This window comes from Allobosea sp. 05T433 (genome assembly GCF_056396065.1).
On record NZ_JBFTKS010000053.1, the window covers coordinates 1 to 18,899 of the forward strand.

Annotated in this window: 19 protein-coding genes and 2 pseudogenes; 10 read left to right on the top strand and 11 right to left on the bottom strand. The window is 63.6% G+C overall.

Annotation, left to right across the window (positions count from 1 at the left end):
- A pseudogene (locus AC1DGP_RS33590) lies at positions 1-154 on the top strand (IS481 family transposase); the annotation flags it as partial.
- On the opposite strand, the gene AC1DGP_RS33595 reads toward AC1DGP_RS33590, so the two are convergent.
- A complete protein-coding gene (locus AC1DGP_RS33595) occupies positions 151-585 on the bottom strand; it encodes a MarR family winged helix-turn-helix transcriptional regulator (protein ID WP_476833162.1) in 435 nt (144 codons plus the stop codon). The pseudogene AC1DGP_RS33590 and the gene AC1DGP_RS33595 overlap by 4 nt on opposite strands.
- An 89-nt stretch (positions 586-674) precedes the next feature.
- Between AC1DGP_RS33595 and AC1DGP_RS33600 the strand changes: the two genes are divergently transcribed.
- Positions 675-1,151, top strand: coding sequence for a cupin domain-containing protein (locus AC1DGP_RS33600; RefSeq protein ID WP_476833163.1), 477 nt, complete (start codon positions 675-677; stop codon positions 1,149-1,151).
- Positions 1,152-1,423: 272 nt separating this feature from the next.
- On the opposite strand, the gene AC1DGP_RS33605 is transcribed toward AC1DGP_RS33600, so the two are convergent.
- The 7 genes from AC1DGP_RS33605 to AC1DGP_RS33635 all read right to left on the bottom strand — a co-directional run bounded on the left by AC1DGP_RS33605 (position 1,424) and on the right by AC1DGP_RS33635 (position 8,991).
- Positions 1,424-1,723, bottom strand: a complete 300-nt coding sequence (locus AC1DGP_RS33605) for a DUF1236 domain-containing protein (RefSeq protein WP_476777110.1) — start codon at positions 1,721-1,723, stop codon at positions 1,424-1,426.
- 911 nt (positions 1,724-2,634) lie between these two features.
- The gene (locus tag AC1DGP_RS33610) at positions 2,635-3,390 is read right to left on the bottom strand and encodes an SDR family NAD(P)-dependent oxidoreductase (protein ID WP_476833164.1); all 756 of its coding nucleotides are present in this window, start codon (positions 3,388-3,390) and stop codon (positions 2,635-2,637) included.
- Complete coding sequence (locus AC1DGP_RS33615; protein ID WP_476833165.1) at positions 3,390-4,667, bottom strand: ABC transporter substrate-binding protein; 1,278 nt, start codon at positions 4,665-4,667, stop codon at positions 3,390-3,392. Before AC1DGP_RS33615 ends, AC1DGP_RS33610 begins: the two co-directional genes overlap by 1 nt.
- A gap of 25 nt (positions 4,668-4,692) precedes the next feature.
- Positions 4,693-5,622, bottom strand: a complete 930-nt coding sequence (locus AC1DGP_RS33620; protein WP_476777107.1) for an NAD(P)-dependent oxidoreductase — start codon at positions 5,620-5,622, stop codon at positions 4,693-4,695.
- Positions 5,622-6,920, bottom strand: a complete 1,299-nt coding sequence (locus AC1DGP_RS33625) for an extracellular solute-binding protein (protein ID WP_476777106.1) — start codon at positions 6,918-6,920, stop codon at positions 5,622-5,624. The genes AC1DGP_RS33620 and AC1DGP_RS33625 overlap by 1 nt, the downstream gene beginning before the upstream one ends.
- A gap of 9 nt (positions 6,921-6,929) precedes the next feature.
- Positions 6,930-8,228, bottom strand: coding sequence for an ABC transporter substrate-binding protein (locus AC1DGP_RS33630; protein ID WP_476777105.1), 1,299 nt, complete (start codon positions 8,226-8,228; stop codon positions 6,930-6,932).
- On the bottom strand, positions 8,200-8,991 hold the full coding sequence (locus tag AC1DGP_RS33635) for a FadR/GntR family transcriptional regulator (protein ID WP_476777104.1): 792 nt from the start codon (positions 8,989-8,991) through the stop codon (positions 8,200-8,202). Before AC1DGP_RS33635 ends, AC1DGP_RS33630 begins: the two co-directional genes overlap by 29 nt.
- 95 nt (positions 8,992-9,086) lie before the next feature.
- Here AC1DGP_RS33635 and AC1DGP_RS33640 point away from each other — a divergent pair, with 95 nt between their 5' ends.
- From AC1DGP_RS33640 to AC1DGP_RS33665, 6 genes are all read left to right on the top strand, one after another.
- Complete coding sequence (locus AC1DGP_RS33640) at positions 9,087-10,211, top strand: mandelate racemase/muconate lactonizing enzyme family protein (RefSeq protein WP_476833166.1); 1,125 nt, start codon at positions 9,087-9,089, stop codon at positions 10,209-10,211.
- Positions 10,212-10,214: 3 nt separating this feature from the next.
- Positions 10,215-11,090 (top strand): carbohydrate ABC transporter permease, encoded by an 876-nt coding sequence (locus AC1DGP_RS33645; RefSeq protein ID WP_476769634.1) that lies wholly within the window; start codon positions 10,215-10,217, stop codon positions 11,088-11,090.
- The gene (locus AC1DGP_RS33650) at positions 11,083-11,916 is read left to right on the top strand and encodes a carbohydrate ABC transporter permease (RefSeq protein ID WP_476769635.1); all 834 of its coding nucleotides are present in this window, start codon (positions 11,083-11,085) and stop codon (positions 11,914-11,916) included. Before AC1DGP_RS33645 ends, AC1DGP_RS33650 begins: the two co-directional genes overlap by 8 nt.
- 2 nt (positions 11,917-11,918) lie before the next feature.
- A complete protein-coding gene (locus AC1DGP_RS33655) occupies positions 11,919-12,806 on the top strand; it encodes a DUF6772 family protein (protein WP_441509036.1) in 888 nt (295 codons plus the stop codon).
- The gene (locus tag AC1DGP_RS33660; RefSeq protein ID WP_441509037.1) at positions 12,806-13,141 is read left to right on the top strand and encodes a hypothetical protein; all 336 of its coding nucleotides are present in this window, start codon (positions 12,806-12,808) and stop codon (positions 13,139-13,141) included. The genes AC1DGP_RS33655 and AC1DGP_RS33660 overlap by 1 nt, the downstream gene beginning before the upstream one ends.
- A gap of 603 nt (positions 13,142-13,744) precedes the next feature.
- Positions 13,745-14,437: a hypothetical protein gene (locus tag AC1DGP_RS33665; RefSeq protein ID WP_476833167.1), complete on the top strand. Its 693-nt coding sequence runs from the start codon at positions 13,745-13,747 to the stop codon at positions 14,435-14,437.
- Positions 14,438-14,609: 172 nt separating this feature from the next.
- Here the strand turns inward: AC1DGP_RS33665 and AC1DGP_RS33670 are convergent.
- A pseudogene (locus AC1DGP_RS33670) lies at positions 14,610-14,783 on the bottom strand (ATP-binding domain-containing protein); the annotation flags it as partial.
- A gap of 399 nt (positions 14,784-15,182) precedes the next feature.
- Here AC1DGP_RS33670 and AC1DGP_RS33675 point away from each other — a divergent pair.
- Together AC1DGP_RS33675 and scpB are read left to right on the top strand one after the other, a co-directional pair.
- Positions 15,183-16,379 carry a multidrug effflux MFS transporter gene (locus AC1DGP_RS33675; RefSeq protein WP_476769637.1) on the top strand — a complete coding sequence of 399 codons (1,197 nt, stop codon included), beginning with the start codon at positions 15,183-15,185 and terminating at the stop codon, positions 16,377-16,379.
- Between the two features lie 653 nt (positions 16,380-17,032).
- Positions 17,033-17,641 carry an SMC-Scp complex subunit ScpB gene (gene scpB / locus AC1DGP_RS33680; protein WP_476769638.1) on the top strand — a complete coding sequence of 203 codons (609 nt, stop codon included), beginning with the start codon at positions 17,033-17,035 and terminating at the stop codon, positions 17,639-17,641.
- A 144-nt stretch (positions 17,642-17,785) separates the two neighbouring features.
- Here scpB and AC1DGP_RS33685 read toward each other — a convergent pair whose 3' ends face one another.
- Together AC1DGP_RS33685 and AC1DGP_RS33690 are read right to left on the bottom strand one after the other, a co-directional pair.
- Entirely contained in the window at positions 17,786-18,058 is a 273-nt protein-coding gene (locus tag AC1DGP_RS33685; RefSeq protein WP_476769639.1) for an HU family DNA-binding protein, read from the bottom strand.
- 214 nt (positions 18,059-18,272) lie between these two features.
- A complete protein-coding gene (locus tag AC1DGP_RS33690; protein ID WP_476833168.1) occupies positions 18,273-18,839 on the bottom strand; it encodes a hypothetical protein in 567 nt (188 codons plus the stop codon).
- Positions 18,840-18,899 lie beyond the last annotated feature (60 nt).

Here is an 18,899-nt window from a genome sequence, read left to right on the forward strand (position 1 = left end):
CCTCACAGACTTCGTTGCCGCCTACAATTTCGGCCGCCGGCTGAAGACCCTTAGGGGGCTCACACCCTACGAGTTCATCTGCAAATGCTGGACTTCAGAGCCAGAACGATTCAGGCTCGATCCAATCCATCAAATGCCGGGACTGAACAGCTAGCGAGCCAATGGACTATCCCAGACGAGAAGCAGCAGCGCCTTGAGCTCGGTGAAACGCTCTGGCCCAAGTTCGATGCTCCACTCGCGCTCGATGTCGCGCAATATGACGACCATCTTCCGGAATGCGGCGTGTCCACGTTCGGTAAAGCGGATCTCCCGGGCGTTGCCGTCGCCCGGAACATCCGACCGGACGATATAGCCGAAGCCCTCCAGGCTCCGGAGCAGTTGGTTGATGGCTTGCTTGCTCATGCCGGCTCGCTCGGCGAGTGTGGCCGGGCGAACGTGGTCAGGACCGGGAAATTGCAACACCGCCATATGCGGCAGGCGCAACTCGTCAAAGCCAGCGGCGTTGAGCTCCTTGATGAGCCGCCGCTGGATTGCCTGGGCTGGAACGCGCAGCAAGGCGCCGATCAGCATGTCCTCGGTTCGCATCGGCAGGCCTTCTGAGATAGATCGTTGACTTTCGGTAAATGGCGTTTACCATCAAATGGTAAATGTAGTTTACCAAATGAGGTTTCGCAATGCCGCAGCCAGCCATAGGTCTCTGCATCAACCCTTCCGACGAAGCCATTGTGACCAGTGGGCTCGCGGTCCATTTCCTGCTGACCGGAGAGCATTCGAACGGCAGCATTGCGGCCTTTGAACTACTGGTCCCAGCGTCTCAGCGATTACCAGCTCCCGCGCACAGCCACGACCACTATGAAGAGACGATCTATGGCATCGACGGCGTCCTGACCTGGACGGTCGACGGGAAGCAGATCGATGTTGGGCCAGGGCAGGCACTGTGCATTCCGCGAGGCGCCGTTCATCGGTTTGATAACAATGGGAATCAGGACGCGAAGACACTTTGTGTGATTACGCCGGCCGCGATTGGACCGGAGTATTTCCGCGAGGTCTTCGCAGTGGCCAACGCGGCACACGGTGGTCCACCGGACCGGGCCAAGATAGTCGAAATCATGCGCCGTCACGGCCTTACGCCAGCAGTGCCCCAGATTTAGAGGCCAGGAGGATCAGCAGGCGCTGATTTTTTCCCTGCGGCGTCAGCCAGGGTATCCGCACCACAACCCTGCTCAGTCATCCCGAGACAGGCGGGATCAAAAGCCTCTGGCAGGGTCGCAGCGGTGTGGCCGCGAGGGACGAGCTCCAGAGCTTCGTTCCCAAGTCGAGCCCGTTTCGTGCAATGCCGTCCGCGTCGAAGCAGCAACCACCACGCGCTTTCGTTGGACCGAGCCGCTGGAAAGGCCCGCCGTTTCCGGCGGGCCTTATGACGTCACTCGATGATCTGAACGATCTTTCGGGTCTTGGGTTCGACCAGCACCGGTTGATCGTTGATGACGGTGTAGCGATACTCGGTTTTGCCGTAACGAGCCGGCACCTCGTGGTAGGTGACGGTTTCGGGAAGAGTGGCCCCGACGACAACCTTCTCCTTGTAGGCCACTGACGGCACCTTCTGTTCCCTGACATTCGTGCGGAATTCAGTGCGATGGTCGGCGGCGATGCCGCCAACGATCGCGCCGCCCACGGCGCCACCAACACCCTCCAACCGCCGCACCTGCAGGCCCGCCAACATTGGCGGCTCCGACCGCTCCGGCCCCGGCACCGGCCGCGGCGCCGCCTGCAGAACCAGAACTAGACTGCGCAAACACTGCGGCTGGCGTAATGGCGAGCGCTGCAACAAGCAGAATCTTCTTGATCATGTCGACCTCCCAATGGCCCCCGGCGACCTGTAGAATGGCCTTCTAAGGCAGTGGTTCCATGGACGTTTGTTCAGAATTAGACTCGACTGCCAATGATACTGTTTAGAGTTTCTCTAACGTCGGCGCATGGGATATTCTTTGGTAATGGCGAGCACAGGGTCCCCCACTAAGTTGACGATCCGGACAGGGGTCGAAGCGGCTTCTGCGCGAGAGCACTTGCGACGGCTTAGGGACGCTGAAAGCGGATCGAACCATCAATCCGGGTCGGTGCACGAGCGGGAGAGGATCGCCCTCGAAGAAGCTTTGCGAGCGTTCAAGGCCTCGCGGCACCCAACGAAATTGTAGGGCCGCAATACTACCCCGCAGCTAACTGCCGTTATTTTTTATCGCGGGCACGGGTAGACGACGCACACTTTTCTTGGGGAATGTGCAGGTGGCTCTACCGGATTGAGCGCGGCTTCCCGTGATGAGTTGGCGTTGCTAAAAGGCTGCGGTTAGGGACTAGTCCTGCGCACACATCGCGTCGTCAATCTCCTGCTCGATCTCAAGGGCTAGCACGCGGCATTCCTCCGCGCGTACGCGGCCCGCTTGCGAATAGATTTTCGACCAATGGGCCGCCGCCTCGCACGCCAGATCATACTCTTCGAGCAGGTCCGGCAGTACCGAGATGCGGCCGCATCTAACCCGCAACTCCGTCGGTGCAGACATTAGATCAGTAGAACGCTGCGCAAGATACCTTCGTCGAAAATCACGGTATGACGAATCGTCAGTGCAGTCGAAAAATCTAAAGTCGCATGCCTCCGTCCACTGCGATCTCCGCACCATTGATATAATTTCCATCTGGCAAGCAGAGCAGAAGGGCAATACCTACGCAATCTTCTGGAACGCCTATTCGTCCGAGCGGAATACGCGCGATGGCTTGTTTTTCGCGGCCTTGTTGTGCGAGTATCGCGCGATTGCGGTCGGTGCGGATGGCACCGGGCTGGATGACGTTGAAGGTAACGTCTGCAGCCCGCGTGGTGCGAGCCAAATTCAAAATTATGTTTGTCTGCGCGGCCTTGGTGGCTGCGTAGTAGAGACAATCGTCGTTCGCCCTCATCTCCTGGACAGATCCAATTGCGATGACACGGCCAAAGTTCTGGGCACGCATGCCCGGCAGGAAGGCCTTCAAGAGGCGTGCGGTCGCGTGCAGATTGACCTCACTCTGCATGGTCAAAGCGTCGTCGCTCAAATTGTCGAGCGTCTGGCGGATTTCAGTTGAGGCGCATAACACAAGAATGTCGGGCGCGAGCGCTTGCGCTCTCAGTTCAACGACCATTCGCTCAACGGCATTGGGCTCGGCAAGATCAGCGATAAGCGATACGGCCTTAACATCGCCATCACCATCGCCGAGCCGACGGGCAACCGCGAGCGCCTCGTCGTCGCGKTCGTGGACCACGAGGCGAGCGCCTGCACCGGCGAGCGCCGTCGCGATCGCAAGTCCGATGCCGCGAGCCGCGCCGGTGACCAGCGCGACACGTCCTGAAAGCGCCCCTGCCATCAGCCGAGAAGAGGCTTCACGCGCTTGACCGCGTCGTCCATCGCCTGCTGCGGCGGCTTGATGCCTAGCACGGCGGCTTGCGTCTCCTCGATGAAGATGTCGTGGGCGCGGGCCTGCTCGTCGAAGGCCGGGAGATGGATGCGCGACGCCTTCAACGCCGCTGCCTCGTCGGCCGCATAAGGCATCGCGGCCTTCAGCGTCGGCTCGGCATAGGTCGAGATCCGCGTCGGTCCGTTGCCGTTCAGGGCCATCGCCATTGTGCCGGCCTTGGACGACAGGGCGCGGATCAACTCCCAGCTCAGCGGTTTCTGTTTGGCGTTCTTCGGGATCATCAGCGCCCAGAACTCGACCGTCGGAGCGAAGGCGACCTTGCCGGCGAGGTCCGCGGCCATTGGCGGCAGCAGCGATTTGAAGCGCCCGCCATATTTGCCCTTGCTCGGGTCGTTATAGGTCACCAGCCGCGCGAAGGGGTTGATCGTGATCGCGGCACGGCCCTGCTGCATCCAGCTGGTGATCTCCTCATTGTTCACCGTGGCGAAGTTCCGCGGCAGCACGCCGGCCTTGTAGAGCTCGGCCAGCACTGTCAGCGCCTTGACCATGCCGGGCTCGGCGGCGACCAGCTTGCCGTCCGGCGTCATGTAGTCGCCGCCGAGGCAGCGGGCGAGCGTCAGGAAGTTCGAGGCGAAGGCGGCGGTGAAGGCGAGGCCATAGACCTGCGTGCCGTCATCGCGCTTGAAGGTGAGCTTGCGCGCCGCCTCGATCAGCTCCTCGAACGTGGTCGGCAGCTTGACGCCACGCTCTTCCAGCAGCGCCTCGTTGTAGATCAGTGCGTTGGTGGCGTGGCGGACCGGGATGCCGTGCAGGGCGCCGTCCAGCTTCAGCGGCGCGACCAGGCCGGGCGCGAAGTCCTCCGGTGCCTCCAGCGCCGCCTCCTTCATCAACCCGTCCAGTGGCTCGAAGAGCCTGAGGTTGCGCGGCACCGCGCGGCCGTTGAGCAGGTAGCCGACGTCAATCGAGGTCTCGCCCAGCGTGACCTCGCGCAACAGCCGCTCATGGATGGCGTTGTTGTCGCCGAAGGTGACCCAGTTGACGCCGGCGCCGGCCTGATTGCGCCAGGCCTCCGTTGCGTCGCCGCCGGGACCGGTGGTGGCGCAGGTCTGGTGGACCCGGTGACCGAGCGCGGTCACCGTCTTGGCCTGGGCCAGGGATGGAAGGGCCGCGAGCGCAGCGGCGCCGGCGGTTCCGGTGAGCAGGGTACGTCGGGAAATGGCGTGCATGGTGTCTACCTCGGAACGTTCGGTTTCAGGCAGCGGCGGTCTGTTCGCTCAGGCGGATCTCGACGCCGGCGCGCTCACTGACCAGGCGCAGGATGCTCGTGAAGTCGTCGCGCGGGTATTGCTCGGTCGTCTCGTCGAGCAATTGGAGAACCGCAGCGCCGAGCGTAAGCGGCACGCCGATCTCTTCAGCGAGCTTGGTGGCGAGGCGCTGGTCCTTGCGCGCCAGGCGCGACATGAAGCCCGGCGAGAAATCACCCAGAAAGGCCTTGCCCGGCATCAGCTTGTGCAGCCAGGCGTTGTTGGTGCCAGTGCCGCCGCTGATCCTGACCATGAGGTCGAGCGGCAGGCCCGCCTTGAGGCCGATTGTCATAGCCTCGGCGATGGCGCTGACGATGCCGGCCGAGAGGAAGTTGTTGACGAGCTTCATCGCGGTGCCGTTGCCGAGCTCGCCGCAATGGGTGATCGTGTCGGCCATCCGGCGCAGCAGCGGCTCGACCTCCTGGAAGACGGCGAGATCGCCGCCGATCATCAGAGCGAGCGTGCCGGCACGGGCGTTCTCAACGCCACGCGCCACGGGGCTGTCGATCATCCGGATGCCACATGCCGCGAGGCGGGCACCGACGCGCCGGCTGGTGACCGGATCGATCGTGCTCATGTCGACATAGATCAAGCCGGGGCCAGCATTCGCCTCGATGCCGCCAGGACCCAGCGCCGTCTCCTCGACATCGGGAGCATCGGGCAGCATGGTGATGACCACGTCGCTCTGGCGCACGAGTTCGGCGATGGTCGCAGCGCGGTGGGCGCCGGCCTTTTCCGCTTCGGCGAGCGCGGCCTCGCTGAGATCGAAGACCGTCAGCGGATAGCCGCCACGCAGTACGTTGAGCGCCATCGGCAGGCCCATCGTGCCGATGCCGATGAAGCCGATTCTGGCGTTGGGAGACAAAGTGGCAGCCATCAGGATTTCACCATGGGTTCGACGCGGCGCTTGAGATCGGCAACGCCCTGCTCGGGCGTGACCTGGCCAAGGGCGACCGCCTGGACGGCCTGCGCGAGCGCATCGCCGGCCTCGACGGCGCGATCGAAAGCGGGCAGCGGCGGGCGGGCAACGGCCAGGACCTTTGCCTCGGCGGCGGCGTAGGGCACCGCATCCTTGACGCGCTGGTCGTCATAGGCGGAGGCCCGAACCGGGCCGTTGCCATTGAGGGCGCCCCGGATCACCGCCTCCTTCGCGGTCATCGCCTTGACAAGCGACCAGGCGAGCTCCTTGTTGCGCGAGTTCTTCGGGATGACGAACGACCAGAACTCTGTCGTGCCAACGATGGCCCCAGTGCCGAAATCGCGCGAGGCCGGCGGTGCGATCGCGCTGATCTTGCCGGGAAACTGGCTCTTCTGCGGGTCGTTGAAGGCGAAGTACCGGCCGAAGGCGAAATGGCACATCGCCGCCCGCCCGGCCTGCATCTGGGTGATGACCTCGTCCTGCTTGAGAGTTGCGAAATTGCGCGGCAGGGCGCGTGCGGCGTAGAGGTCGCGGAAGACCTCGAAGGTCTTCAGCATGCCGGCCTCGTTGGGAATGACCTTGAGGTCCTCGCTGATGAACGGCGCGTCCCAGGCGAGCGACAGCGTCACCATGTTGACGTAGCTGACGCCCTCCATCGCAAAGCCGCTGACCGGCACGCCGGCGGCGTTGGTGAACGTCGCCGCCTTGGCGATCTCGATCATCTCCTCGATCGTCTTCGGCGCCGCCGCGAGCTTGCGCTCTGCGAGGATGGCCTCGTTGACGTGCAGCCCGGTCGTGGCATGGCGGAACGGGATGCCGCGGATCGAACCGCCGACGCTCAGGGCCTTGACCATGCCGGGCGCGACTCCAGCGAAATCCTCGATCGGATCGGCCTTCTGGAGCGCATCCAGCGGCTCCATCAAACTGAGCACGCGAGGAACGGCGAGGGTGTTGACGACGAAGCCCAGATCGAAGCTCGTCTCGACCAGGCTGGCCTCGCGCAGCAGGCGCTCATGCAACGGCGCGACGTCGAAGGTCGACCAGTTGACGCCGGCGCCGGTCGCCCTCGACCAATCGCCGATGATGTCGCCGCCCTTGCCGCCTTCACCGGTCAGGACGTTACGGTGGACCCGGTGGCTGATGATGTTGAGCGACTTGGCCTGCGCCCGAACGAGGGCGGGCATGGCCAGAACAGGGAGCGCGAGCGCGGTCCCGGCAAGAAGCGCGCGGCGCGATGGCTGGTAAAGCTTGGTCATGGCGCCCCCCTAAGCCGGAAGCAGCGGCTGGACGCGCTTGACCAGTGAGGCCATCGCCTCCTCCGGCGTCTTCATGCCGAGCACGGCGGCCTCGGCCTCCTCCTTGAACAAGTCGCCGGCGCGGGCCGCCTCGTCGAAGGCCGGCAGCGGGATGCGCGCCACCTTGAGCACCTTCAGCTCCTCGGCGGCATAGGGCACGGTCGCGGCGAAGCTCGCGTCGGCATAGGTCGAGGCGCGGACCGGGCCGTTGCCGTTGAGGGCTGCGCCAAGCGTCGCCTGCTTCGAGGCCATCGCCTTGATGAAGCTCCAGGCCAGGTCCTTGCGCTTGGAGTTCTTGGGAATGCAGAGGCCCCAGAATTCGACCTTGGCGGGGGCGGCATCGTACTTGCCGGCCAGCGCCTTCGAGGCGGGCACGGCAATGGTCTTGATCTTGCCGGGGAATTTCGACTTCTGTGGATCGTTGTAGATGCGGTTGCGGCCCATGCTCTGCAGGCTCATCGCGGCCCGGCCGGTCTGCATCCAGACATTGACGTCCTCGGTGGAGAGCGTCGCGAAATTGCGCGGGAAGGCGCCGGCCTGGAAGAGCTCGCGCAGCAGCTTGATAGCGTTCAACATCGGCGGCTGGTCGGCGACGCATTTGTAGTTCGGCGTGATGAAGTCGCCATCCCAGGCGCGGGCGATGTCGATGACGTTTGGGTAGGTCACGCCGGGCATGCACAGGCCGACGACGGCAGTCCCGTCGGCCCTGCGATAGGTGCAGGCGCGGGCCATCTCGACCATTTCCTCGATCGTGGCCGGCGGTTTGGTGAAGCCCTTCTCGGCCAACAGTTCCTCGTTGTAGTGCAGCCCGGAGGAGGCGTGCCGGAAGGGGATGGCAACCTGCTTGCCCCCGACCTTCATGCCCTCCATCAGACCCGGGAAGATGTCGGAGGCGTCATCGAGCGGGTCGCGCTTCATGAAGTCGTCGAGCGGTTCGAACAGGCTCGCGGCGCGCGGCACGGCCTGGGTGTTGAGCAGGAACCCAACATCGACCGAGGTCTCGCCCAGACTAGCCTCGCGGAATAGGCGCTCTTGCAGGGGGCCGGTATCGAAGGTGGTCCATTGCACCGTGGTGCCGTTCTTGTCGCACCAGGGCTTGGTGATGTCGCCGCCCTGCGCGCCCGTCGCGACCGTCTGCATGACGCGATGCGCGAAGAGGTTGAGCGGCGCCGTCTGCGCCAGCGCGGCTGCGCTGTCGAGCCCGACGAAACTCAGCCCGATGAAGCCTCCGAGGACCTGCCTACGGTCCAGCCCTGTCCCTGTTGTCACTGTTGTCTTCCTCCCGGATTGTCGCGATTTCCGCGATGGCGGCTTCAGCCGCTTCGAAATGCTTGCTCATGGCTCGCTCAGCCCATTCGCCGTCACCAGCGCGAATGGCCTCGACGACCTCAACATGGCGCTCGTAGGTCTCGCGCCAGTCACCGGTGTTGCGGGTGCTGCGCGAGTTGAACAGCTCCATGATCTCCCGGTTCAACGGGCGCAGCGCCCGGATCTGCAGGTCGAGCAGGGTGTTGCAGGCCGAGGCGGCGATGGCCTCGTGGAAGTCGAGATCGGCCTCGATCCAGCGCGGCACGTCGGCCCAGGAGGTCTCGAGCCGCTTCAGGATCTCGGTCAGCTTGACGACATCGGCCTCGGAGCGACGCTCGGCGCTGTAACGGGCGATTGGCGGCTCGAGCACGCGGCGCAATTCGACGGCCTCCGTGAGGCCGGTCTTGCTGCCGCGTACGGCAAACCGGAAGAAGCGGTCGAGAGGGGCGGCGTCGAGCGCCTGCACGCGCGTCGGCTTGCCCTGCTGGATATGGACGACGCCCATGGCCGCGAGCTGGCGGATGGCTTCGCGCGCGATTGGCTTGCTGACGCCGAAGGAGGCGGCCATGCGCGCCTCCGAGGGCAGCACGTCGCCGGGCTTGAGGCGGCCGTCGTGGATCGCTTGCGTGATGCGCTGGATCAGGGCGTCGCCGAGCCGCGTCGGCACGACGTCGACGTCGGCGAACGGATCATCCTCGATAAGGGCCGCGGCGGGATCGGTCATTCACAAGCTCCAAGGACATGATTGACAGATGCCAGCCAAGTTGGCAACTGTGCAGCCTATATGATAAGTTACCGTCCTGGGGAGGACGCATCGTTATGCCGGCTCGCAGCATCTCGCAGATCGTTGCCTATCCGCTGCGCGCCGTGCTGGCCAAGGCCCAGCGCACCTCGCAGGGCGACTATCCCGCCATCGAGGTCGTCGTCGTCGAAGTCACGACCAGCGACGGCATCACGGGCTTCGGCGAGGGGCTGTGCAGGCGCGGCGCAGCCGGCTATGCGCGCTTTATCGAGGAGGCGTTCATCCCCCGCCTGATCGGCAAGGACCCGGCCGACCGGCGCGCCCTGTGGAAGCTGATGCGCGGCGCGCTCTCGGGCCAGCCCGGCGGGCAGATCGTCGAGGCCATCTCGGCCATCGACATCGCGCTCTGGGACATCGCCGGCAAAGCGGCGGGGGTACCGATCCACAAGCTGCTCGGCGGCATGGGCCGAACCCACGTTCCGGCCTATGCGTCCTCGATCAACTGGCTCGACGACGCCACGGTCGAGGGCGAGGTCGCGGCTGCACTCAAGGCGGGGTTCCGCGAGATCAAGGTCAAGCTCGGCCACCCCATCAAGGACGCGATCGCGCGGGCCAAGTTCATCCGCAAGCTCGCCGGCGACGAGATCGCGCTCTATGTCGATGCCAACTGGGCCTATGACGTCGACGACGCGCTGGTCGTCGGGCGGGCGCTGGCAGATCTAGGCTATGGTTTCTTCGAGGAGCCGATCGCACCGCATGACCGTGCCGGCTATCGCCGCCTCGCCCAGCACCTGCCGATCCGCCTTGCGGCTGGCGAGAGCGACTACGTCGCATCCGAGGCGTTGGCGATGCTCCAGGATCGCTCGCTCGGGCTGATCCAGCCCGACGTCTCGCGCTCGGGCGGCATCACCGAGACCTGGCGCATCGCTGAACTCGCCGCGAGTTTCAACACGGCCTATGCCCCCCATGTCGGCTGGTCCGGTGCGATCTGCGTCGCCGCCAGCCTTCAACTGGCCGCGGCGGCCGAGACGCTGCGTACCTTCGAGTGCATGGTATACGCCAACCCACTGCGCGATTCCTTCACGCATCCGGTCGTCGGCGAAGGCAGCCAGCTCGTCGACGGACAGCTCCTCGTTCCACAGGGGCCGGGCCTGGGTATCGAAATCGACCGCGACATGCTCGCGCGGCATCGGATCGCTTGAGCGATGCAGCAGCGCTCGCGCCTTACCGCCTTCGCATTGGTCTGGCCGGTCCAGATGATGGTCGGCGGCATCATCTTCCTGCCGGCGATCTATGTGTTCTGGCTCAGCCTGAACCAGTCCTCCTTCGGGCAGGCGGCCACCTTCGTCGGCCTCGCCAACTACGCCAAGGTGCTGAGCGACCTCTATTTCTGGCGGGCGCTGGTCAACACGGTGATCGTCGTTGCCGTCGTCGTCCATGTCGAGCTGCTACTCGGCCTGCTAATGGCCCTGTTCTTCGCCTCCGGCATCCCCTTGCGCGCGCTGATGCTGGCTGTGGTGCTCGCGCCCTATGCCGTCTCCGAGGTCTCGGCGGTGGTGATGTGGCGCTACCTGTTCGAGCCCGATGTCGGGATGATGAGCCAGCTTCTCGGCGCCATCGGCCTGCCGCCAATCGAATGGTCGGTGAATCCGAGCCACGGCCTGCTGATGGTCTGCCTCCTCTCGATCTGGCTGCACCTGCCCTTCAGCTTCGTCATCCTGTACGCCGCCCGCCTCGCCATCCCCGGCGAGCTCTACGAGGCCGGCGCGATCGATGGCGCCTCGGGCTGGATGGCATTCCGCCGCATCACATTGCCGCTGCTGATGCCAGCGTTGCTGATCGCCGCGCTGTTTCGCTACATCTTCGCCTTCCGGCTGTTCTCGGAGGTCTGGCTGATGACCGGCGGCGGGCCTGCCCGCACCACCGAGGTGATGGCCGTCTACCTCTATCTCGAGGCCTTCCGGTACAACTCCTTCGGCGCCGCAGCCGCCACCGGCTGGCTGCTCGTGCTCGCGTCGCTCCTGCTCGCGCTGGTTTACCTGCGCGGGCTCTACAGGGAGATGTTCGGCAAGCATGCGTAAGCGCTCCCCCCTCATCACACTGTTGAAATTCCTCGGCGTCCTCATCATCGCGGCCTGGTCGCTGGTGCCGATCACACTGATCGTGATGTCGTCCTTCAAGGCCGACCGCGATATCTTCTCGGCCGCCTCGCGCTTCAAGTTCGAGCCGACGCTGGCGAACTACGCCATGCTGTGGAGCCGCTGGGGCGACTTCTTCACCGGGCTGTGGAACAGCTTCATCGTGACCACGGGGGCCACCGTGCTCGCCGTCTCGGTCTCGCTGCTCGCCGGCTACGCCTACTCGCGCCATGCCAGCAGGACGCTGCAAGCGAGCGCCTTCTTCCTGATCTTCATCAGGTTGATACCGCCGATCGTGATCACGCTGCCGCTATTCCCGGTGGTGAACTGGCTCAAGCTCAACGACACGCATTTCATCCTGATCCTGCTCTACGCGACCTTCTTCGTCTCGCTCGGCACGATCGTGATGCGGACCTTCATCGACCAGATCCCGCGCGAGCTCGACGAATCCGCGATGATCGACGGCGCCTCGCAATTCCAGATCATCCGGCGAGTGATCTTCCCGCTGGCGGCCCAGGGCATGCTCGCGGTCGCGGTCTTCGTTATCGTCTACGCGTGGAACGAATTCCTCTTCGCTTTCATCTTCACCACCACCAGGGCCAAGACCGCGCCTCTGGTCGTTGCGGAGATGATCGGCGCGGTCGAGGGCGTGGAATGGGGGGTGCTCTTCGCCGCCTCCGCCATCCAGCTCCTGCCCGTGCTCGCCTTCGTCATCCTCATGCAGAAACATCTCGTCGCCGGGCTTACGGCCGGCGCGGTGAAAGGATAGTCATGACCCAACTCGACGATATGCGCCGCGCCATCCGCGAGGCCGACCCGCAGCTCAGTCGTTTCGACCCCCTGCCGCGCATCATCTGCCTCGACGATTTCGATCGCGGCATGTGCGGCTGGACTCAGCTCGTCGGCAATTACGAGATCTCGCTCGACCAGATGCTCCCCGGCTACGCCCAGCACTCGCATGCGATGCTTTCGACACTGCCCAATTGGGACTTTGGCTCGCATGGCGGCGTCGATGGCTCCTATGCGCTGAAGCTCGCGACAAGGGCTAGGGCGGGCGCGCAGAACGTCACACTGAAGCGCCTGACCTTCCGCAAGGCCGGCCCGATCCGGATGGAGTGTTATTTCACCTTCAAGCCCGAGGCTAACGAGCTGCAGCTGATGGAGACAGATGTCCGCTCCTTCGGCTTCCTTTACGACCTCCAGGTGGGCGATCAGGCCGGAGCAGGCGGTCAGCGCGTAATGCCGCACTTACGTTTCCTCAACGCACAAGACGGCAAGCACCTCCAGAAATGGCAGTTCAAGCGCAAGACCACTGAAATCTTACCGATCGGCAATGTCGGCAAAACGATCTCGCACTACCACCTCGCGCCAACCGATTGGGAAGACCTGCCCGGCGGCGAGCAGAAGCTTTGCTACAACGAGATTCCGACAAAGATTAACTGGCACTATTTACGATTTGATTTCGATCTCGCCACGATGCAGGCGACCGGATTCCAAGTGAACGACCGTAAATTTGATCTCTCGACTTTCGAGCCAATCCGCATTCCGGCCATGAAGAATCTTTGGTGCATGCTCAACCTCTGCTTCTTCGCTGAGACGGACACCGACAAGCGCGCTTTCGCATATCTCGACTCCGTCTGCCTTTCGGGAGATTTCTAATGCTGCCTGAAAACCTCACTGCCGTCGTCGCCCGCAACGAGATCTGGACCGGAGACAGCGCGACGGAGCCTTACGAAGCCGGCTGGGCCAAGGAGGTTGTCGTCTTCGTTCGGGCGTTGAAAGAGCCGATCGGAGCGCTGCCGAAAGCGCGCATCGAGATTTCGGCGGACGGGATGCATTGGGCGCCGGAAGGCTCGGAATTCGAGCTGCCGGCGGCGAAAGATGCGGTGACATTCCAGCGAGTCGCCCATTTCGGGAATTTCCTACGCGTGGCCGTGACGCTACAGGAAGGCGTCGAGATTGCGGTGTTGGTGACATTTCATTTGAAAGCTTAAAGATATAATTGCGCAGCAAGCAATATTGTGATTGATGAGAAACGCGTGAATTGGGTTACTACCTAATACTTTATAGAATAGAACGCCATCTAGCAAAGTCGTCAAATCACGGGCGGCTTTGCTAACCATCTGTGAAACACCCACTGTCAGGCGCGATGGGTGCATCAATGCGGCTTTGGCTTCGCGCTCAAGAGTCTACGACCTAACCAGCGACTGCCGCCTCGCAAACCGCAGAATCACACCCAGCGATGCCGCGAGAGGTATCGCCAACAGCCTTGGCATGAGAATAGAAGAGGTGCTCGTTGCATCCATTCTGATAGCCACTCCTCTCCCCGTCCTCAAACCGACAATTGATGATGTTGGGTCCGCAAGGCCCGTGACGATTGGGCTGGGCAGCGAGCCGAAGGCGCTCGGCATAGCCCCCCCGACATTTGCGACGAAGAACCGTTCGCCAACTTAACCGTAATTGGAGATGTTGGGCCAGTTGCGTTGCCCGGACGCACAAACACGTTACTATTACGTTAAGGAAATTATCGAGTTGCCGCGCGGATCGAGCCCAGCCGCGCGTTTTCAATCCAGTGGCGGGCGTTAACAGGTGAAGTCATGAATACGCTGCTCGCACTCCCTGTGGCCGCCCTGATTGGCCTCGCCGGTCTCGTCTTCACCGCCAGTGACGCTGAAGCCCAGCGCCGTGGAGTCGGTGCAGGCGGTGGTTACCGAGGTGGTGCGGTGGGTATTGGTTCCCGCGCTGGATACCGTGCCGCTGCCGTTGGCGGTGGCTACCGAGGTGGATATGGTGGCGCGTACCGTGCCGGATACCGTGGAGCCTACCGTGGGGCGGCATACCGTGGCGGTTACTACGGCAATCGTTACTACGGTGGCCGGGCGCTCGCAGCAGGCGTCGGACTCGCAGCAGGTGCTGCCTATTACGGCAACGGTTATGGCTACGGCTCTGGCTATGGCTACGCCGCGCCCGCCGCCTACGGCTACGGTTCTGGCTATGCCACTCCCGCCGCCTACGGCTACAATGTCAATGGCGTCTATAGCGACGCTCCCTATGCCACCACCACGTATTCCGGCAGTGCATGTAATTGCAATCAGGGAACCGTGAGCGGCTATTCGCAGCCCGTCTACTACGGCACGCCGGCCTCAACTTACTATGGCGGCGGCGGCTACTACGGGGGAGGCTACTATGGCMGCGGATACTATGGCAGACCTGTCCTTCGTGCGGGCATTCGCCGCGCCGCATATTACAATAACCGACCAGTTGTTGGGCACTACGGTAGGCGCTGGTAAATCTCCAGCCCCAACAGGCATCAGCGCACTCGTCGCGCTCCTTGTTTGAGCGGAATAGACGTAGCTCAGCGGTGGGATGCTGGTCATGTGCATCCAAGCATGAGAGCACGGTAAGAGGTTCGACCGCGATGTTGAGCCTCTGGTGCCGTCAACTCCACTCGCGCCCCGCCATTCATTGCCGCAGCTTCGTCCGTCGGCATTTTCCGCCAGCCCTCACGGCCTTGGCCAGTGCGCGCTTCTGCCCGACGATGACGACCAGCCGCTTGCCCCGCGTCACGCCCGTGTAGGGGAGGTTGCGGGCCAGCATCATGTAGTGCTGGGTCGCGACCGGGATGACGACGGCGGGGCAGGTTCGCGACCGATCCCGACGTCTTTGAAGGGCGTCGGGGAGCAGTTACAGGGGCAGGCAACACGGGCCTCCGATGTGCCAATAGCAGAAGCCGGTTCTGCTTCGCCCGCCAGCCATGCCGCAGTCACGCGTGTGTCGCCGAAGGAGTGGGCGGCGAAGCGAGTTCGTGGAGTATGGTGACTAGCTCAGTGTGAACAGGCGATGTCCGATCACTGAACACCTCGATTGGATTTGCTTAAGTGAGCCGGTTGATACGTGTGAGCAGGCGAATGCGCTGACGGAGGGTAAGTTTGGCTTCGGACGAGCGCCCGATGCCGCTAGGTGGCGGCCCAATCCTCGACATTCTGACCGGCCAAGCCTAGAAGCCGCCTGCCGTGCACGGAAGGGCGCCCCTCCATGAAACTCCGCCCCGACACGCTGGCGATGACCGCCGTCCTCGCCATGCTGACGGCGCTCGGCCCGCTCTCGACCGATTTCTACCTGCCCTCGCTGCCCGACATCGTCCGGGTGATGCAGACCGACATCGCCGGCGCGCAGGCGACGCTGTCGGTCTTCCTGTTCGGCTTCGCCGGCGGCCAGATCTTCTGGGGACCACTCTCCGACCGGGTCGGCCGCAGGCCGGTGCTGCTGGTGGGGCTCGGCATCTTCATGGTGTCGACATTGGCCTGCGCCTTCGCGCCCTCGATCGAGGCCCTGACCATCGCCCGCGCGGTCCAGGCGCTGGGCGCGTCGGGACCGATCGTGCTCAGCCGCGCCATGGTGCGCGATCTCTATGAGGGGCCGCGTGCCGGCCGCGAACTGGCCCGCATGGGGATGATCATGGGGCTGGTGCCGGCGATTGCGCCGGTGCTCGGCGGGGTGCTGCAGCAGGCCTTCGGCTGGCGCTCGACCTTCGTCGCCACGCTGGCCTTCGCCGCTGCCGTGGTGGCGATGGTGACGTTTCTTCTGCCCGAGACGATCCGGAACCGCTCGCGCGAGCCGCTCTCGCTGGGCTCCATCATCCGCGGCTTCGGCACGCTTTTCGCGAGTCGTGCCTTCCGCGTTTATGTCGCGCTGACGGCGCTGGCCTACGGCGGGCTCTTCGCCTTCATCTCCGGCTCGTCCTTCATACTGATCGGCATCCATGGTCTGACGCCGGTCCAGTATGGCCTGTCCTTCAGCCTCGTCGTGCTTGGCTTCATTCTCGGCACGATCCTCGCGCAGCGTCTGGTCGCCCGCCGTGGCATGGACGGTGTCATCGCGCTCGGCGTGCGGTGCCTCGCCGGCGGAGGCCTTGCCATGCTGGTCTGCGTCGCTGGCGATTTCGGTGGCGTGGCCGGCGTTGTGCTGCCGATGGCGCTCTACACCTGTGGTGTCGGCCTCACGATGCCGCAGGCCCAGGCCTCGGCGATGATGCCCTTCCCGGATAGCGCCGGCGCGGCCTCATCCTTCACTGGGATTTGCCAGATGTTGTTCTCGGCCTGCGTCGGCCTCCTCGTCGGACATGCGCTGAAGAGCGGCGCGCTGCCGTTGCCGCTGGTGATGTCGGCGATCGGCGTCGCCGCGCTCGTGCTGTTCAGGGCGAGCGCCGCCGTGCGGGCGGCCAGGATCTAGCGGTCAGCCGTAACGCCCATCACTCGTCCGGTCCTAGTGAAATTAATTGCACATCATCGTGGAAAAAAACCCGCAGTGCCGCGGCCACACGCTGGCTTCTACGGGGTTTCAATCACCCGGACTTCCCTCGGGAGGCCACCGGGGTGCCAGTTGGACTATCCGCTACTGCGGCTCCTCCGGCCGTCGAAGCGGGTCATGGAAAGATCTTGCAAGGCCCTATGGTGCTCCCGGTAAGCAACCTGGTCAAGAAATGACAGGATCAGCGTTCATAGGCGCTCGGATGGATCTCGCCGGCCTTGATGCGGGCAATGATGCCGTCCGCGTAGTCGGACACCCTGTCCCACAGCGCTGGTAATGCTCGTTCATGCCTCGCTCCGTCGGAAGAAGCGGATGGCTGCGCGGAGGGCCACTCGTGGCGGCAATGACGAGGCGAAGGCATTTGGTCGCGGCGATGCTGGTGGGCTTGCTCCTTTAGCGCAGGGCGGTCGCAGCCCGCTCGATCTCTGCCTTGTACGTGGCGCAGAACTGCGTCGGGCCGGCTGTCGACTCGGCCAGCACCCCGTCTCTCGCGGCCTCCATCGCGCTTCGCGGACGGTTGGGATCTGTTGCTTCGCCCTCGCGAGAACGCCGGTGGGCAGTGATGTGCACTTGTCATGATAGGCCGTGACAAGCGCGATGCCGCGCGCGGCCCACTGGTTGGTCGCGACTGCGCGATCGATCTGATCATTGCCGACATCCGCGAGGAGCTGCGCGGCCGCCCCTATGACCTGGTCGCGGTCGCCGGGGGCTGGCAGCACCGGACGCGCGGCGCCTTCGGGCCGGCAATCCGGGCGGTCTCGGCAGCGCCGCAAGCGACCGCCGGCCTGTCACCGAGCGAGATGCTGTTCCTGTCCGGGATCGCTTATCTGCAGCCGATCACCCGCAGCGAGCTCGGCAAGGTCTTTGGCAAGGAGATGAGCCGCGACAGCGTTGCGGCGCTAAAACGCGCCGGCGTGATCACGGCCGGACCGCGCAGCCCGGAACCGGGGGCGCCCTATACCTATGTCACGACCGACACATTCCTGTCGGTCTTCGGTCTCGCCAGCCTGCGCGACCTGCCGGACCTGGAAAAGCTCGAGGATGCCGGCCTGCTCTCGAAGGACACGCTGTTGGTTGAGGAGATTCCGAGGGGTGGCGGCGACGAAGGGGAGGGCGACACGGAACGCGACGACCTCCCATTTGATGATCCGGATCCGGCGGATGGAACTGAGCCTCGGCTCTGAACCGAGATCGCACAGCCGTCCCGGCCACGCCCCGAGTCGCGGAGATTATCCGCGGATAGTGGATAGAATCTAACGTTAGGTACCCGGCCACAATCGTCCAAGGTCACTCCCCGCCCCGCTAGATCGAGCAGGGAGCGTGCTGTCTCAGGCAACGGTGTCAGCAAGGTCCTTGGCAACTTTGAATTTCACGACCGTCTTGGCCGGAACATCGATCATCGCCCCAGTCGAGGGGTTGCGGGCTTGACGGGCATCGCGTTTCGCCGCGGAGAGCTTGCCGACCCCGCCTAGAGTGACATCGTCACCTTCGTTGAGCGTCTTCGATACGACAGCGGCCAGAGAGGTGAGGATCGCTCCGACATCAGCCTTCGACTTATTGGTCTCTTCGGCAATGGCTGCAATGAGTTCGTTCTTAGTCATCGGAAATCCATCTAAGTTCGGGAATCCCGACATAGTCCGGCAATACCGATATGCAAGAGGAGGAAAGCCGGCCCCTGGTGACGTGTGTCGGTGGCTCTAAACGTTCGCCTTAGCCAAGACCTTGTCGTTCCATGGATGATTTAGAGACTACAATAGAGAAAAGCTGCAAGAAATAGCTCTGCATTTTTGGAGGCGGAAGCTTCGGTGCTTCGGATTATGCGCCAGCGCCGGAGGGGGGACCGTGCCGCGGCATCGCAGCACTGAGTTTCGCCTCCGCCAAGAGAGCTCCGCGGTCATTGCGCCAGCGCCATTCACCCTCGGCTGCATAATTTATCGTGCGAAGAGTTGAATACCTCGTACCGATCGCTGAACTGGCGATCTTCGCAGCGAGTACTGCTTCAGGGGCTCGGACGCCGATTTTGCCAAGAAAAGTCACGGCATTAAGTTCCGAGGGCTCCCACCAATCTGCAATTACGCCGAACACGGCCAAACGTCCGTTGTGGGCAAATCGATGTTCCTTGAGGATTTGCGCCTGTTCGGCCTGCATCAGCGTCGGGACTTCTTCCCACACGCCGTCCATTACGGCGATGGCGACGTGTTTCTGGTTGGAGCCGATGACCTTGAACGCAGCGTATCGCCCGGTTTCCGCCGGTGCGAGCGTGGAATAGGGCCTGGTTCGAAAAGCGTAGACCGTCCCCGCCGGGGGTAGGCCCTCGTGCGAGGGGGCAGCGACAGGTTCATCCGTGTCGGCGAGTGTGCGCAGGCATGATGTCGCGACCATGGGCATCCTCCGACGGCAGCGTGCCAGAAGGATGCAATGTCCGCCATGGCCCTGTGGGCC